We start from the raw sequence: 15,107 nt of genomic DNA, 5'->3' as shown, positions 1-15,107 counted from the left end.
CATGACCATGAGCATCCGCAACCAACTGCACGGCACCGTCACGACGGTCAACACGGGCGAGGCCATGGCCACCGTCGGAGTTCACCTCGACGGCGGCCAGAACATCACCTCCGCCATCACCCTGGAGGCCGCCAAGGACCTCGCCCTCGCCCCCGGCACGCCCGTGCGCGCCCTGGTGAAGTCGACGGAGGTCTCGCTCGCCACCCACCGCGTCGAGGGTCTGTCGATCCGCAACCAGTTGCCCGGTGCGATCATCGGCCTCACCACCGGCGCCGTCATGGCCACGGTCAAGGTCTCGGTGCCCGGCGGCGAACTGACCGCGGCCATCACCAAGGAGGCCGCCGCCGACCTCGGCCTCTTCGTCGGCTCCGACGTGGTCGCCCTCATCAAGGCGACCGAGGTCTCCCTCGCGACGGCGTAGCGCCGGACGGAGAGACGCCCGAGGGCCCGCCCGGTTTCCGGACGGGCCCTCGGCCACGGCTGCCGACTCAGTCCTCGTACGCGTCCAGCGGCGGGCAGGAGCACACCAGGTTGCGGTCGCCGTAGGCCTGGTCCACACGGCGCACCGGCGGCCAGTACTTGTCGGCCACCGAGACACCGCCCGGGAAGACGGCCTCCTCGCGGCTGTACGCGTGCGTCCACTCGCCGCCGAGCGCGGCGGCGGTGTGCGGGGCGTTGCACAGCGGGTTGTCGTCCGCGGGCCACTCGCCGGCGCCGACCTTCTCGATCTCCGCGCGGATGGCGATCATCGCCTCGCAGAACCGGTCCAGCTCGGCGAGGTCCTCCGACTCGGTCGGCTCGATCATCAGCGTGCCGGCCACCGGGAAGGACATGGTCGGGGCGTGGAAGCCGTAGTCGATCAGGCGCTTGGCCACGTCGTCCACGCTGACGCCGGTCGCCTTGGCCAGCGGGCGCAGGTCGATGATGCACTCGTGCGCGACCAGGCCGCCGGGGCCGGTGTAGAGCACGGGGTAGTGCGGCTCCAGCCGCTTGGCGATGTAGTTGGCGGAGAGCACGGCCACCTGGGTGGCGCGCTTGAGGCCCTCGCCGCCCATGAGCCGCACGTACGCCCAGGAGATCGGCAGGATGCCCGCGGAGCCCCACGGCGCCGCCGAGATCGGGCCGACGCCCGTCTCCGGGCCGGCCGCCGGCTGGAGCGGGTGGTTCGGCAGGTAAGGCGCCAGGTGCGAGCGGACCGCGACCGGGCCGACGCCGGGGCCGCCGCCGCCGTGCGGGATGCAGAAGGTCTTGTGCAGGTTCAGGTGGGAGACGTCGCCGCCGAAGTGGCCCGGCTTGGCGAGACCGACCAGCGCGTTGAGGTTGGCGCCGTCGACGTAGACCTGACCGCCCGCCTCGTGCACCTGGGCGCAGATGTCGGCGACGTGCTCCTCGAACACGCCGTGCGTCGACGGGTAGGTGATCATCAGCACGGCCAGCTCGTCGCGGTGCTTCTCGATCTTCGCCCGCAGGTCCTCGACGTCGATCTCGCCGTCCTCGGCGGTCTTGACGACGACGACCTTCATGCCGGCCATCACCGCGCTGGCCGCGTTGGTGCCGTGCGCGGAGGACGGGATCAGGCAGATGGTGCGCTGCTCGTCGCCGTTGGCACGGTGGTAGCCGCGTACGGCGAGCAGACCGGCCAGCTCGCCCTGGGAGCCGGCGTTCGGCTGGAGGGAGACCTTGTCGTAGCCGGTGACCTCGGCGAGACGTTCCTCCAGCTCGCGGATCAGGGTGAGGTAGCCCTCGGCCTGCTCGGCCGGCGCGAAGGGGTGCAGTGCGCCGAACTCCGGCCAGGTGACCGGCTCCATTTCGGTGGTCGCGTTGAGCTTCATGGTGCAGGAGCCCAGCGGGATCATGCCGCGGTCGAGCGCGTAGTCCCGGTCGGCGAGCTTGCGCAGGTAGCGGAGCATCGCGGTCTCGGAGCGGTGCTCGTGGAAGACCGGGTGGGTAAGGAAGTCGTCGCTGCGCAGCAGCGCCTCGGGCAGGGCCTCCCCGGCCGCCGCGTCGAGGGCCTCGATGTCGCCCTCGACGCCGAACGCGGTGAACACGGCGCCGAGCAGCGGGCGGTCGGTGGTCTCGTCGCAGGCCACGGAGACGTGGTCGGCGTCGACGAGACGCAGGTTGGTCCCGTTGTCCCGGGCGGCGGCGGCGACCTCGGCGGCCCGGCCGGGCACGCGCGCGGTGACGGTGTCGAAGTAGGCGCCGTGCACGACCTCGACGCCGCCGGCCCTGAGGCCCTCGGCGAGGATCGTGGCGTAGCGGTGGGTGCGCCACGCGATGGAGCGCAGCCCCTCGGGACCGTGGTAGACGGCGTACATGCCGGCCATGACGGCGAGCAGCACCTGCGCGGTACAGATGTTGCTGGTGGCCTTCTCGCGGCGGATGTGCTGCTCACGGGTCTGCAGCGCGAGACGGTAGGCCTTGTGGCCGTCCGCGTCGACGGAGACGCCTACGAGACGCCCAGGCAGGCTGCGCGCGAACTTCTCCTGCACCGCCATGTAGCCGGCGTGCGGCCCGCCGAAGCCCATCGGGACGCCGAAGCGCTGGGTGGTGCCGACGGCGATGTCCGCGCCCAGCTCGCCCGGCGAGGTCAGCAGGGTCAGTGCGAGCAGGTCGGCGGCCACGGTGACGACGGCGCCCAGCTCGTGCGCCTGCTCGATGACGGGCCTGATGTCGCGTACGGCACCGGAGGCGCCCGGGTACTGGATCAGCACGCCGTTGATCTCCCGGCCGGCGACCTCGGCCGGGATGCCGTCGCCGAGGTCGGCGACGACGACCTCGACGCCGGTCGGCTCGGCGCGGGTCTGGATCACGGCGATGGTCTGCGGCAGGGCGTCCGCGTCGACCAGGAACAGACCCTTCTTGTTCTTGCCCATGCGCCGGGACAGCGCCATCGCCTCGGCGGCGGCCGTGCCCTCGTCCAGCAGGGAGGCACCGGAGGTGGGCAGTCCGGTGAGGTCGGCGACCATCGTCTGGAAGTTCAGCAGCGCTTCGAGACGGCCCTGGGAGATCTCCGGCTGGTACGGCGTGTAGGCGGTGTACCAGGAGGGGTTCTCCATGACGTTGCGCAGGATGACCGGCGGGGTGAACGTCCCGTGGTAGCCCAGGCCGATCATGGAGCCGAGGACCTGGTTGCGGTCGGCCAGGGAGCGCAGCTCGGCCAGCACCTCGGCCTCGCTGCGGGCACCCGGCAGGTCCAGGGAGTCGGCGTTCTTGATCACGTCCGGCACCGCGGCGGCGGTCAGCTCGTCGAGGGAGCCGTAGCCGACCTGCGCGAGCATCTTGGCCCGCGCCTCCTGGTCGGGCCCGATGTGGCGCTGCTCGAAGGGGATGCCCTGTTCGAGCTCGGAGAGCGGAATGCGAGGGGCGGTCATTGCGGAGGCCTCCTGGTCTGACGCGACCTTCGGGGGGCACCACGGCGCGGGTGCCCCGACGGCCTCCCCCTCTGTCATCACAACCTGAGAGCTTCACCGGTGCCCGAGGGACCCGGCTTTCCCCGTCGGTGAGAGCGGACGCCGTCGACGCCCGCCCCGCTTTCCAGAGTGACCTCGTCCGTGCGGTACGTGGGCCTGAGAGATTCCGGGGAGGATTTGCTCCTTCGGCGCCTCCGAGGTGGGTCGGAGGACTCTCCCGCACGGGGTCAGCAGCCGCTGTCAGCCTACCAGCGGGGTCAATGCCCGGACTTTCGAGTGGCCGCCCGCTTGAATCTGCTCTTTTGTAGTGCTTACGGATGAGTTGCGACCAAGTGGAGGGAGAGGGACCGTGCAGACCGACATCGATCCGCGCAACCTGATCGGCCGCAAGGCGTTCGACCGCAACGGCACCAAGATCGGCACCATCGACGAGGTGTACCTCGACGACGCCACCGGTGTCCCCGAGTGGGCGGCGATACGCACCGGCCTGTTCTCCCGGGACGCGTTCGTCCCCCTGGAGCCCAGCGAGCTGATCGACGGCACTCTGCGGGTCCCCTTCGAACGCGCCCTGATCAAGGACGCCCCCGACTTCGGCGTGGGCCGCCACCTCTCCCCCGAACAGGAACTCCAGCTCTACCACCACTACGGCCTGGACACCGCCGCACCCCCCGACTTCCCCGACCGCGACTTCGGCCACCTGGCAGGCACAGAGGAACCCTGAAGACCCGCCGGGCAGACCCACCCCGCACACCGCTGCTTCAGCGGACCGCCCCACGGCACCCCGGAACCACAGCCCCTGCGCAAGACAACCGCCGCCCGCAACGACTCCGGGCCCCCACCCACGGCATCGGGGTCCCGAGTCAGGCCCCAGCCCCGGCCCTCACGCCCCTGCCCGCGTCACGGTCGCGCACCCCCACCCGAGACACCACAGCCCGCCACAGGACCCGTACCCACACCGTCCTGACGCCGAGGCACGACCCCTGCTCGACCAAACTCCGCCCCTTCCTCCCGGGTCCGAGGCGCAGCCCCATGAGGGTGGGCGTCCGGCTGACCGAGACGGGTGGGCGGGTCGGCAGGCCCGTCCGCCTCACCACCACACCGGACGCCCTCGCTACACCGCGCCCCTTCCCCCGGGGTCCGGGGCGGAGCCCCGTGACGGTCGGCTTCCGGCTGACCGAGGCGGGCGGGCGGGTGGGCAGGCCTGCCCGCCTCGCTCCCGCACCGGGTGCCCTCGCAACACTCCGGCTCTTCCTCCGGGGTCCCGGGCGGAGCCCCGTGACGGTCGGCTTCCAGCTGGGCGAGACGGGCGGGCGGGTGGGCAGGCCCGTCCGCCTCACCACCGCACCGGGTGCCCTTACAAGATCCTGCCCCTTGCCCGGGGGTCCGGGGCGGAGCCCCGTGAGGGTCAGCGTCCGGCTGGGCGAGACGGGTGGGCGGGTGGGCAAGACCCCGTACCAACGGCAACGCCTCACCCGGCGACAACAGAGGATCCTCGACCAAGAACGTCCGCACCCGCCCCGGAGGGGACTGCGGCGTCTCGAACCGCACCGTCACCCGCCCCAGCCCACTCCCCTGCACCCACCCGGGCCCCCACTCCACGTGCCGCACGTCCTGCCCCGCCCGCCACCGCCGCTCCTCGGCCGCCGGCGTCTCGGCCACCGCCTCGGGCACGGTGTCCTCCGCGAGCTCCCCCTCCGCCCCCTCCCCGGCCGCCTGCGCGAACAGGTCCTCCTGCGTGTAGTCGGCGAGCCCGGTCGCCCCCACGCCGAGCAGCCGTACCCCGCCCGTCGTGTCCACGGAGTCCAGCAGCCGCGCCGCCGCCTCCCGGATCACCGCCGGATCGTCCGTCGGCCCCCGCAGCGTCTCGGAACGGGTCAGCGTCGAGAAGTCGTACCGCCGTACCTTCAGCACGATGGTCCGCCCGGACAGCCCCGTTTCCCGCAGCCGCCGTACACACCGGTCGGCCAGCCGCCGCACCTCCAGGCCCACCCGCAACCGGTCGTGGATGTCGACGTCGTACGTGTCCTCCACCGACACCGACTTGGCCTCGCGCTCGGCCACCACCGCCCGCTCGTCGCGGGCCAGCGCCATCGCGTAGAGCCCGTGCCCGTGCGCCTTCCCGACCAGCCGGACCAGCTCGTCCTCTCCCGCCTCGGCCAGTTCCCCGACCGTGGTGATCCCGGCCCGGCGCAGATGGTCCCCGGTGGCGGGGCCCACGCCCGGCAAGGTCCGCACCGACATCGGCCCCAGCAGCTCCCGCTCGGTCCCCGGCTCGATCAGCACCAGACCGTCCGGCTTGGCCTGCTCCGAGGCGATCTTCGCGAGCATCTTGGAGGCGGCCAGCCCCACCGACCCGGTGAGCCCCGTGACGGCACGGATGTCGGTCCGCAGCGCCGCCCCCACCCGCCGCGCCGACTCCTCGTCCCGAGCGCTCCCCCCGGCCTCCAGGTCCACGAACGCCTCGTCCAGGCTGAGCGGCTCGACCAGCGGCGACAGCTCCCGCAGCAGTGCCATCACCTGCTCGCTGATCGACCGGTAGACGGCGAAGCGCGGCACGAGATACGCGGCGTTGGGCGCCAGCCGGCGGGCCTGGGCCATGGGCATCGCCGAGTGCACCCCGAAGACCCGCGCCTCGTACGACGCGGTGGCCACCACCCCGCGCGGCCCGAGCCCGCCCACGACGACCGCCTTCCCGCGCAGGCTCGGCTTGGAGGCCTGCTCCACCGAGGCGAAGAAGGCATCCATGTCGAGATGCAGGATCGTGGGCGCGTTTCTCACACCACCGATGCTGCACCACGGCACTGACAATGCGGTGGCACCGGCGCGGGCAGGCGCCCCCGGGCAGTCAGACCACGCGGTCAGGCACCGTCAGACCGCGCGGTTGCGACGCCGTGCCAGCTCATCCGCCGGGTTGTGCCCGACCAGCGTCTCGCCGGAGTCGATCCGCTCGCCGTGCAGCTGGGAGAGGGCGCTCTCCACGTCCCGCCACACCACGCCCACGGCGATCCCGAAGATGCCCTGGCCGCCCTGGAGCAATGCGTGGACCTCGTCCGGCGAGGTGCACTCGTACACGGTGGCGCCGTCGCTCATCAGCGTCATTCGCTCCAGATCGCGGAAACCGCGCTCGCGAAGGTGCTGGACGGTCGTGCGGATGTTCTGCAGGGACACCCCGGTGTCCAGAAACCGCTTCACGATCTTCAGGACGACGACGTCCCGGAAGCTGTAGAGCCGCTGGGTGCCCGAGCCGTAGGCGGGCCGCACGCTGGGCTCCACGAGACCCGTACGGGCCCAGTAGTCGAGTTGCCGGTAGGTGATGCCGGCCGCGGCGCAGGCCGTGGGCCCGCGATAGCCGATCTCCTCGGACGCCATGGCCGCCCCTCCGCCGTTCGGCACCGCCGTCGGCCGCTGCGGAGCGTGATCCACAGCGTCGCCGTGAACCGGGTACGGACCGCTCTCCCCGAAACCCCGCACGGGAGCACCCCCAGCCGTACCGTCGCCGCTGGTTCTCACGCCGACCTCCGTCCTTGACCTGCCTTCTCGACGGTAGGCAGTCACCAGGGGTGCGTCAACGATCGCCACACTCGGCACGCCGAGTGATAATCACCCTAGGAGTGGTTTTTCGTGCCCCACCGCGGGGAAAGGCTAGCCGAATGCCCTCGCGGCGGGTCGGACGACGCTCTCAATGGCCGGTGGCAATTGCCCGCGAGCCGACGGCGCGCCGACGCCGTGACCGGCACCCGACGAGCCCCGCCCCGGCGGGGCGGTCACTGGCTGCTGGAGCCGAAGTCCTCGGGCGAGATCTGGTCGAGGAACTCACGGAACTTCTCCACCTCGTCCTCCTGCTCGTCCGGAATGGCGATGCCCGCGTCGTCCAGCACCCCGTCACTGCCGTAGATCGGCGTGCCGGTGCGCAGGGCCAGCGCTATGGCATCGGAGGGACGGGCGCTGACCTCGACACCGCTGGCGAAGACCAGCTCGGCGTAGAAGACGCCTTCCCGCAGATCGGTGATGCGGACTTCGGTCAGTTCCTGGCCGACGGCCTCCAGCACGTCCTTGAACAGGTCGTGGGTCAGTGGCCGCGCAGGCGCCATGCCCTGCTGGGCGAAGGCGATCGCCGTGGCCTCCCCAGGCCCGATCCAGATGGGGAGATACCGGTCGCCCCCCACTTCGCGCAGGAGCACGATCGGTTGGTTGGAGGGCATTTCGACCCGGACACCTACGACATCGAGCTCGTTCACACAGCAACCCTAGGCCGTGCTCGGGACGTTTGGGTAGTCGGGCCGGGAACAGCTGACCGATCCGGCCGCCCGGCAACCCTCGGCGACTAGGGCAGACGCACGCCGAGCGCCGTCTGCACCAGGGCCGCGTGCAGCTTCACCGCGAGCGCCGCCAGCTCCTTGGCGCGGGCCTCGGCATGCGCCCTGGTCTGCGGATTGCGGTGGCGCCTGAGCGGGGCCACCACCTGGTCCACCAGACCGGCCTCCCGGTCGGCGGCGGCCTTCATCACCCGCAGATGGCGTGGCTCGATACCGAACCGGCCCAGCTCGGCGACGAGAGAGGCCACGGTGACCGCCTCGGCGTCGTACACCCCGTCCCCGAGGGGTGCGATGAGTCCGTACGACTCCCACTCCGCCAGGTCGCCCTCACCGATCCCCGCGGCCGCCAGCAGCTCGGACCTGCCCACCCGGGCCACGGTGCGCCCCTCGGTGGACCGCGGCGCGTCGTCCGGGGTGCGCTGGCGCCCCACCAGCGGCAACGCAACGGCCTCGCCGCGCTCCATCGCGTCCAGGTGCTCCCGGATGACCTTGAGCGGCAGATAGTGGTCTCGCTGCATCCGCAGAACGTGCCCGAGTCGCTCCAGGTCCCGGGCGCTGAACTTGCGGTACCCCGACGGGGTGCGCCGCGGCTCGACCAGGCCCTCCGCCTCCAGGAAGCGGATCTTGGAGATGGTGACCTCGGGGAACTCCTCGCGCAGCTCGTTGAGCACCGTGCCGATGCTCATCAGTCCACTGTCCCTGGCGGCGGTACCGCTTCCGGCACCGCCGCTCGGTGGTTGAAGCATGGACCTTCCCTGGGGTTGCCCCCCGGACGCCGGTCCGGGGGCGGGTCAGATGCCCTGCCGGCTCGCGTAGAACACCAACCGGTACTTGCCGATCTGCACCTCGTCACCGTTGGCCAGAGCGACCTGGTCGATCCGCTCGCGGTTCACGTACGTGCCGTTCAGGCTGCCGACGTCGGCCACGGTGAACGAACCGTCCGGGGAGCGGCGGAACTCCACATGGCGACGCGAGACCGTCACGTCGTCCAGGAAGATGTCGCTCTGCGGGTGCCGGCCGGCCGTGGTCAGGTCGCTGTCCAGCAGGAAGCGGCTGCCCGAGTTCGGCCCCCGGCGCACCACCAGCAACGCCGAGCCCAGCGGCAGCGCGTCCACCGCGGCCTGCGCCTCCGGGGAGAGCGTCGGCAGCACGGTCTGGCCGGTCACCTCGGAGTCGTACGCCTCAAGCCCGGAGATCGAGATGGTGGACGTCGTCTCGGAGGCACGCTCGGGCACCACACCGGGGCGCAGCGGCGCGCCGCAGTTGGAGCAGAAGCGGGCGTTCTCCGCGTTGCGGTTACCGCACCTCGTACACACCAGGACCGGCATCGACGGATCCTCCTGCCGCGGCTGCCCCGCCGGGGCATGGGACGCGTACGGTCCGGAGGCGAACCCTCCACCCGTACCTGAGGTTGACGGTTGCCCGAAACCTATGCCGCCGGACTGGGCAGGGTCAACAGACGCCGCGCCCTGACCACCGGAAATGTCACCGCCCGGACCAGCGACCTGGTCCCGGAACAGCGGGCGCCGACCTTCCGCGTCAGGCTGGGCGCGATGGCGGGCGGTCGCGTTGTCGCCGCCCTCTCGCGCGCTCTTGCCGAACAACTTCGCAAACAACTTCACGGGCGATTCCCCTTGACCGAAACAGACCCGCCCGTGGGGCAGGACGAACCCAGAATGCCTACACCGGCCGAGCCGGACATCTTCACAACGTCCGTATCCACCAAACAGTTTCCATCACGCACCACCCCTTCGATGCGCCGACCCCCCGCAACCTCATGCCCCTGTCGGACGGCCCCCATGCACCGGCGGTTCACTGGGAGGACGACCGAGCGTAGTCAGGCCGCTTCGGCTGCCGCAAGGCGTCCACGACGATCTTGTCCGTCTGCTCCACGGTCACCGTGGCCTGCTCCTTCTCCACGCTCTGCACCACGCCCCCCGGGATGTTCAACGCGGGCTCCAGATCCTGCGGCTTGCCGATGACCTTGAAACGATAGGGAGCGTTGATCTTGTTCCCGTCGACGCTCACCGACTTCCCCGAGTCCGTGAAGTAGCTGTTCGCCACCACCCGCACGCCGTTGACCTGGATCGCCTCCGCGCCGGCCGCGCGCAGTTCCTGGATCGCGTCGAGCAGCATGTCCGCCTTGACCGTCCCCTTCGTGTCCTCGATCGTCATCGTGATGCCAGGACCCTGAGCCGCCACGGTGCCCGCGAGGATGCCGAGTTGCCGTTCCTTCTCGGCCGTCTGCTTGCGCGCCTCCGCGGCCTGATCGGAACTGCTCTGCAACTCCTGCCGCTGCTTCTCCAGTCCCTGCTTCTCGTCCTGAAGACGCTGCGTACGCGAATCCAGTTCATCGAGGATGCGGACAAGATCCTCCTGGCGTGCGCCGCGCAGCGCGCTGTCGCTGTCGCTGTTGGAGGCCACCTGCACGGCCAGACCGAAACCGAGGCCGAACAGCAGCAGGGCGACGATGAGTTGGGCGCGGGTGACGCGCGGCGGCCACAGTCCCTTGACCAGCCGCTGCCGGCCCGTCACCGATTCCCGGGGCGGCTCGGGCGCGGGCGCGGGCACCGGCACGGGCACCTCGTCCGGCAGTTCCCTGCGCAGCCAGTTCTCCGGCTGCTCGTTCTGGTCGCTCATGAGACTCACGCCCGGAACACGTGCCGCCGGATGGCCGCGGCATTGGAGAAGATCCGGATGCCCAGGACCACGACGACACCCGTGGACAGTTGCGCGCCCACACCCAACTTGTCGCCCAGGAAGACGATCAGGGCGGCGACGACCACGTTCGACAGGAACGACACCACGAAGACCTTGTCGTCGAAGATGCCGTCGAGCATGGCTCGCAGACCGCCGAAGACGGCGTCCAGCGCCGCGACGACGGCGATCGGCAGGTAAGGCTCGACGACCGCCGGAACCTCGGGCCGGACCAACAGTCCGGCCACGACTCCCACGACGAGGCCCAGTACGGCGATCACGATGTGCCCTTCTCAGTCTTCTCGGTGGTCGGCTGTGCGGTGCGGACGATCACACTCGGTGCGGCCGGCAAACTGACGTCACCCTCGGTGGAGATGGTGGCGCGGATGCCGTAGTTCTGCTCCAGGGCGTGCAGGTACAGCCCGTCGGCGCTGTTCTGGAACCGAGTGCTCAGCCGTTCCCCGTCCCCCACCGCGAGCACCGTGTACGGCGGCACCAGCGGCTTGTTGTCGACCAGTATCGCGTCACCCGCGGCCCTGATCGCGGACAGGGCGGTCAGCCGCTGCCCGTTGACGGCCACGGCCTCGGCCCCGGACGCCCACAGGCCGTTGACCACCCGCTGCATGTCCCGGTCGCGGACCCGGCCGGTGTCGGAGAACCCCGAGGTCTCCCGCGGATTGCTCCCGCCACCACCGCTGCTGGCCTCCTTGGCGTCGTTCACGACGAGCTTGACGCCCGGCCCGTGCACGGAGGTCGCACCGGACAGCACGCCCACCAGGTCGGCCTCGGCGCTGCCGCCGGTCGACCGCAGGGCCGCCCGCTGCCGCGCGGCCACCTCGTCGCGCAGCCTGTCGACGGATCCCTCCAGCTTGTCCGCGGCCGCGGTCTCGCCGTCGATGCGGTCGATCAGTTCCTGGCGCTCCTTGGCCACCACGGGAGCCGCCACCCGGGCCTGCGCCGCCCCTACGGTCACGACCAGCGCCGCCAGCACGAGCCCGGCCGCGAGACCCAGCCGCGCCCGGAGCGTCTTGGGCAGCCCGCTCTCGCCCTGGGCCTTCCTGCGGGCGGCGGCCTCGGCGTATCCGTCGTCGAGGCTGTGGTCCATGACGTTGGTGATCAACGACATGGAGGCGTCCGGGCGCCGCGACCCTGCGGGGCTGCTCCGAACGGGGGGTTGCTGCGGCATGCCGCACATCGTCGCATGTCGCGACCAGTACCTCCGAATGGCCCCACCGGCGTGCCGGGCCGGCCCCCCTGGGGAGACGTGTCCGGCACGCACGCGTACAGCACGTCACGCCGCCCCCGGACCTCGGGGACGGCGTGACGAAGGCCCTCGCCAGGGCCCTTTCGGGCGCTACCGGCCGGCGCTGTCCACGACCGCCGACCACTCGTCGAGCAGGGCCTGCGCCGAGGCGTCGTCCGGCCCCTCGGCCCACAAATGAGTGACGGCCTCGGCCGGGTCGGGCAGCACCATCACCCAACGGCCGTCCGCCTCCACGACCCGCACGCCGTCGGTGGTGTCGACGGAGCGGTCCCCCGCCTCCTCGACGACCCGCCGCATGACCAGGCCCTTGACCGCCCACGGCGTCGCCAGGTCCCGCTTGAGGACGTGCGCCCGCGGGATCCGGGCGTCGATCTGGCTCAAGGTGAGCTGGGTCCGCGCCACCAGACCGATCAACCGTACGAAGGCGGCGGTGCCGTCGTAGACACTGCTGAACTCGGGGACGATGAAGCCGCCCTTGCCGTCACCGCCGAAGATGGTGCCTTCCTCGCCGCCCACGCGCGTGAGGTCGTCGGGCGAGGTCGTCGTCCACTCCACCTGGGTGCCGTGGTACGCGGCCACCTGCTCGGCGATCCGGGTCGTCGTGACCGGCAGGGCCACCCGGCCGCTGCGCCGCTCGGCGGCCACCAGGTCCAGCATCACCAGCAGCGCCCGGTCGTCCTCGATGATCCGGCCCTTCTCGTCCACGAGCGACAGCCGCTCGCCGACGGGGTCGAACCGCACACCGAACGCGGCCCCGGAGGACGCCACTATCTCGCCGAGCCGCATCAGACCGTTACGGCGGACCTCGGCCGTCTCCGTGGGCCTGGACTCGTCGAGACCCGGATTGATGGTCAGCGAGTCCACCCCGAGCTTGCCCAGCAGGCTGGGCAGTACCAGACCCGCACTGCCGTTCGAGGCATCCACGACGACCTTGAGACCCGACTCCTTGATCCCGGTCGAGTCGACGTTCCGCAGCAGCGAGCCGGTGTACGAGTCGAACACGCTCGCCGGGAAGTGCAGGTCACCGATCTCGCCCGGGAACGCCCGCCGGTACTCCTGACGTGCGAACACCCGGTCCAGCTTCCGCTGGCTGCCCTGGGAGAGATCGGCGCCGTTGCCGTCGAAGAACATGATGTCGACCGAGTCCGGCACCCCGGGCGAGGTACGGATCATGATGCCGCCGGCGCTGCCGCGCGCGGTCTGCTGCCGGGCCACGGGCAGCGGTACGTTCTCCAGGTCGCGTACGTCGATGGCGCTGGCCTGCAACGCCGAGATGACCGCCCGCTTGAGCGCACGCGCGCCTCGGGAGTGGTCACGGGCCGTGGTGACGGTGGACCCCTTCTTCAGGGTCGTCGCATAGGCGCCGGCGAGCCGCACCGCCAGCTCCGGTGTGATCTCGACGTTCAGGATGCCGGACACCCCGCGGGCGCCGAACAGATGGGCCTGACCGCGCGACTCCCAGATGACCGAGGTGTTGACGAACGCGCCGGCCTCGATGGTCTTGAAGGGATAGACCCGGACGTTGCCCTGGACTATCGATTCTTCACCGATCAGGCACTCGTCACCGATGACCGCGCCGTCTTCGATCCGGGCGGCGCGCATGATGTCGGTGTTCTTGCCGACGACACAGCCGCGCAGATTGCTGTGCTGCCCCACATACACGTTGTCGTGTACGACGGCCTTGTGCATGAAGGCGCCGCTCTTGACGACGACGTTGGAGCCGACCACCGTGTGCTCGCGGATCTCCGCGCCGGCCTCGACCTTGGCGTAGTCACCGATGTAGAGCGGGCCGCGCAGCTCCGCGTCGGGGTGCACCTCGGCCCCCTCGGCCACCCATACGCCCGGGGAGATCTCGAAGCCGTCGATGTCGACGTTGACCTTGCCCTCGAGAACGTCGGCCTGGGCCTTGACGTAGCTCTCGTGCGTGCCGACGTCCTCCCAGTAGCCCTCGGCGACATAGCCGTAGATCGGCTTGCCTTCCTTCATGAGCTGCGGGAAGACATCGCCGGACCAGTCGACCGGGACATCGGGCTCGACGTAGTTGAAGACCTCGGGCTCCATCACGTAGATGCCGGTGTTCACCGTGTCGGAGAAGACCTGGCCCCAGGTCGGCTTCTCGAGGAAGCGCTCGACCTTGCCCTCCTCGTCCACGATGGTGATGCCGAATTCCAGCGGATTCGGCACCCGGGTCAGGCACACCGTGACCAGTGCGCCCTTCTCCTTGTGGAAATTGATCAGCTCGGTGAGGTCGAAGTCGGTCAGGGCATCGCCGGAGATCACGAGGAAGGCATCGTCCTTCAACGCCTCCTCGGCGTTCTTGACGCTTCCGGCGGTACCGAGTGGCTTCTCCTCATTGGCATAGGTGAGCTCCATTCCGAGCTCTTCGCCGTCACCGAAGTAGTTCTTGACGAGCGATGCCAGGAACTGCACGGTGACGACGGTCTCGTTGAGCCCGTGCCTTTTGAGCAGCCTCAGCACGTGCTCCATGATCGGCCGGTTGGCGACCGGCAGGAGCGGCTTGGGCATGCTAGAGGTCATGGGGCGCAGGCGCGTGCCTTCGCCTCCGGCCATCACGACGGCCTTCATGTCGGAAGCGTCCTCCTCCAAGAGACGACTGACTAGCCGACTTCACCCGTTCAGATTGTCCCGCACATTTCCACTGCGGGCCATCGAGGCGTTGGGTCGGGACAGTCGCCGAGTTCATTCGGCCATGGCATCCGCCCGCACCAGACGGCGGACCTGTACCACGTACAACACTCCTGCCCACCAATACAGGGTTGTACCCCACCAAGCGAACGCCCATCCGAAAACGGCGGCGAGTGACGCGATCCCACCAGTTCCGTCGCTGAGCAGCAGGAGCGGGAAGGCGTACATCAGGTTGAAGGTGGCGGCCTTGCCGAGGAAGTTCACCTGCGGCGGCGGGTACCCGTGCCGGCGCAGGATGCCCACCATCACCAGAAGCACCAGTTCCCTGGCCAGAAGGAGGGCGGTCAGCCAGAGCGGCAGGATCTCCCGCCAGGTGAGTCCGAGCAGTGTGGAGAGGACGTACAGCCGGTCGGCGGCCGGGTCGAGCAGCCGGCCGAGGCTGCTGATCTGGTTCCAGCGACGGGCGAGCTTGCCGTCCAGATAGTCGCTGACCCCGCTGAACGCCAGCACCAGGAGTGCCCAGCCGTCGCTGTTCGGGCCCCCGAACTCCGGCCTGAGGATCAGCCAGAGGAAGAGGGGTACGCCAACGAGCCGTGCCATGCTGAGGACGTTGGGGATGGTGAGGACCCGGTCTGTCTGGACACGGGTCTCCTGGACCTCCACCCGGGGGCCTCCTGTGCGAAATGAGCCAACGATGCTCCCCGACCCTACCTCAATGCAAAAAAGCTCCGGCCCTCGGGCGGATGCCCAAGAGCCGGAGCTATAAAAGGA

The 15,107-nt window shown here is 70.3% G+C and carries 12 protein-coding genes, 1 pseudogene and 1 riboswitch; of the genes and pseudogenes, 2 read left to right on the top strand and 11 right to left on the bottom strand.

Annotated elements, in window-relative coordinates:
• The first annotated feature begins 1 nt into the window (after position 1).
• A complete protein-coding gene (locus NX794_RS05265; RefSeq protein ID WP_258776996.1) occupies positions 2-421 on the top strand; it encodes a TOBE domain-containing protein in 420 nt (139 codons plus the stop codon).
• A 67-nt stretch (positions 422-488) separates the two neighbouring features.
• Here the strand turns inward: NX794_RS05265 and gcvP are convergent, their stop codons facing one another.
• Positions 489-3,374: an aminomethyl-transferring glycine dehydrogenase gene (gene gcvP / locus NX794_RS05260; RefSeq protein ID WP_258776995.1), complete on the bottom strand. Its 2,886-nt coding sequence runs from the start codon at positions 3,372-3,374 to the stop codon at positions 489-491.
• A gap of 173 nt (positions 3,375-3,547) precedes the next feature.
• Positions 3,548-3,643: riboswitch (glycine riboswitch) on the bottom strand.
• A 119-nt stretch (positions 3,644-3,762) separates the two neighbouring features.
• Between gcvP and NX794_RS05255 the strand changes: the two genes are divergently transcribed.
• Positions 3,763-4,134, top strand: a complete 372-nt coding sequence (locus NX794_RS05255; RefSeq protein WP_258776994.1) for a PRC-barrel domain-containing protein — start codon at positions 3,763-3,765, stop codon at positions 4,132-4,134.
• A gap of 731 nt (positions 4,135-4,865) precedes the next feature.
• Here the strand turns inward: NX794_RS05255 and NX794_RS05250 are convergent.
• From NX794_RS05250 to clsA, 10 genes and pseudogenes are all read right to left on the bottom strand, one after another.
• Positions 4,866-6,191, bottom strand: a pseudogene (locus NX794_RS05250) (DNA polymerase IV); the annotation flags it as partial.
• 90 nt (positions 6,192-6,281) lie between these two features.
• On the bottom strand, positions 6,282-6,923 hold the full coding sequence (locus tag NX794_RS05245) for a MerR family transcriptional regulator (protein WP_258776993.1): 642 nt from the start codon (positions 6,921-6,923) through the stop codon (positions 6,282-6,284).
• 254 nt (positions 6,924-7,177) lie between these two features.
• Positions 7,178-7,651 (bottom strand): bifunctional nuclease family protein, encoded by a 474-nt coding sequence (locus NX794_RS05240; RefSeq protein ID WP_026281837.1) that lies wholly within the window; start codon positions 7,649-7,651, stop codon positions 7,178-7,180.
• Positions 7,652-7,737: 86 nt separating this feature from the next.
• Entirely contained in the window at positions 7,738-8,475 is a 738-nt protein-coding gene (gene ftsR, locus NX794_RS05235; RefSeq protein WP_258776992.1) for a transcriptional regulator FtsR, read from the bottom strand.
• Between the two features lie 45 nt (positions 8,476-8,520).
• Positions 8,521-9,351 carry a zinc-ribbon and FHA domain-containing protein gene (locus NX794_RS05230; RefSeq protein WP_258776990.1) on the bottom strand — a complete coding sequence of 277 codons (831 nt, stop codon included), beginning with the start codon at positions 9,349-9,351 and terminating at the stop codon, positions 8,521-8,523.
• Between the two features lie 190 nt (positions 9,352-9,541).
• Positions 9,542-10,369, bottom strand: a complete 828-nt coding sequence (locus tag NX794_RS05225) for a DUF881 domain-containing protein (protein WP_258776989.1) — start codon at positions 10,367-10,369, stop codon at positions 9,542-9,544.
• A gap of 5 nt (positions 10,370-10,374) precedes the next feature.
• Positions 10,375-10,707, bottom strand: coding sequence for a small basic family protein (locus NX794_RS05220; RefSeq protein ID WP_003988855.1), 333 nt, complete (start codon positions 10,705-10,707; stop codon positions 10,375-10,377).
• Positions 10,704-11,612 carry a DUF881 domain-containing protein gene (locus NX794_RS05215; RefSeq protein WP_258776988.1) on the bottom strand — a complete coding sequence of 303 codons (909 nt, stop codon included), beginning with the start codon at positions 11,610-11,612 and terminating at the stop codon, positions 10,704-10,706. The genes NX794_RS05220 and NX794_RS05215 overlap by 4 nt, the downstream gene beginning before the upstream one ends.
• A gap of 168 nt (positions 11,613-11,780) precedes the next feature.
• On the bottom strand, positions 11,781-14,276 hold the full coding sequence (locus NX794_RS05210) for a mannose-1-phosphate guanyltransferase (RefSeq protein WP_258776987.1): 2,496 nt from the start codon (positions 14,274-14,276) through the stop codon (positions 11,781-11,783).
• Positions 14,277-14,390: 114 nt separating this feature from the next.
• Complete coding sequence (gene clsA / locus NX794_RS05205; protein WP_258776986.1) at positions 14,391-14,999, bottom strand: cardiolipin synthase ClsA; 609 nt, start codon at positions 14,997-14,999, stop codon at positions 14,391-14,393.
• Positions 15,000-15,107 lie beyond the last annotated feature (108 nt).

Source organism: Streptomyces pyxinicus, assembly GCF_024753135.1.
GTDB classification, from domain to species: Bacteria; Actinomycetota; Actinomycetes; order Streptomycetales; family Streptomycetaceae; genus Streptomyces; species Streptomyces pyxinicus.
The sequence above is the reverse complement of the archived record's forward strand: the minus strand, read 5'-3'. Positions and strand labels throughout refer to the sequence as shown.

Coding starts and splice junctions, on each gene's coding strand:
- NX794_RS05210 (WP_258776987.1), bottom strand. CDS start 14,276: ATGAAGGCCGTCGTGATGGCCGGAGGCGAAGGCACGCGCCTGCGCCCC.
- ftsR (WP_258776992.1), bottom strand. CDS start 8,475: ATGCTTCAACCACCGAGCGGCGGTGCCGGAAGCGGTACCGCCGCCAGG.
- NX794_RS05215 (WP_258776988.1), bottom strand. CDS start 11,612: ATGCCGCAGCAACCCCCCGTTCGGAGCAGCCCCGCAGGGTCGCGGCGC.
- NX794_RS05225 (WP_258776989.1), bottom strand. CDS start 10,369: ATGAGCGACCAGAACGAGCAGCCGGAGAACTGGCTGCGCAGGGAACTG.
- gcvP (WP_258776995.1), bottom strand. CDS start 3,374: ATGACCGCCCCTCGCATTCCGCTCTCCGAGCTCGAACAGGGCATCCCC.
- NX794_RS05265 (WP_258776996.1), top strand. CDS start 2: ATGACCATGAGCATCCGCAACCAACTGCACGGCACCGTCACGACGGTC.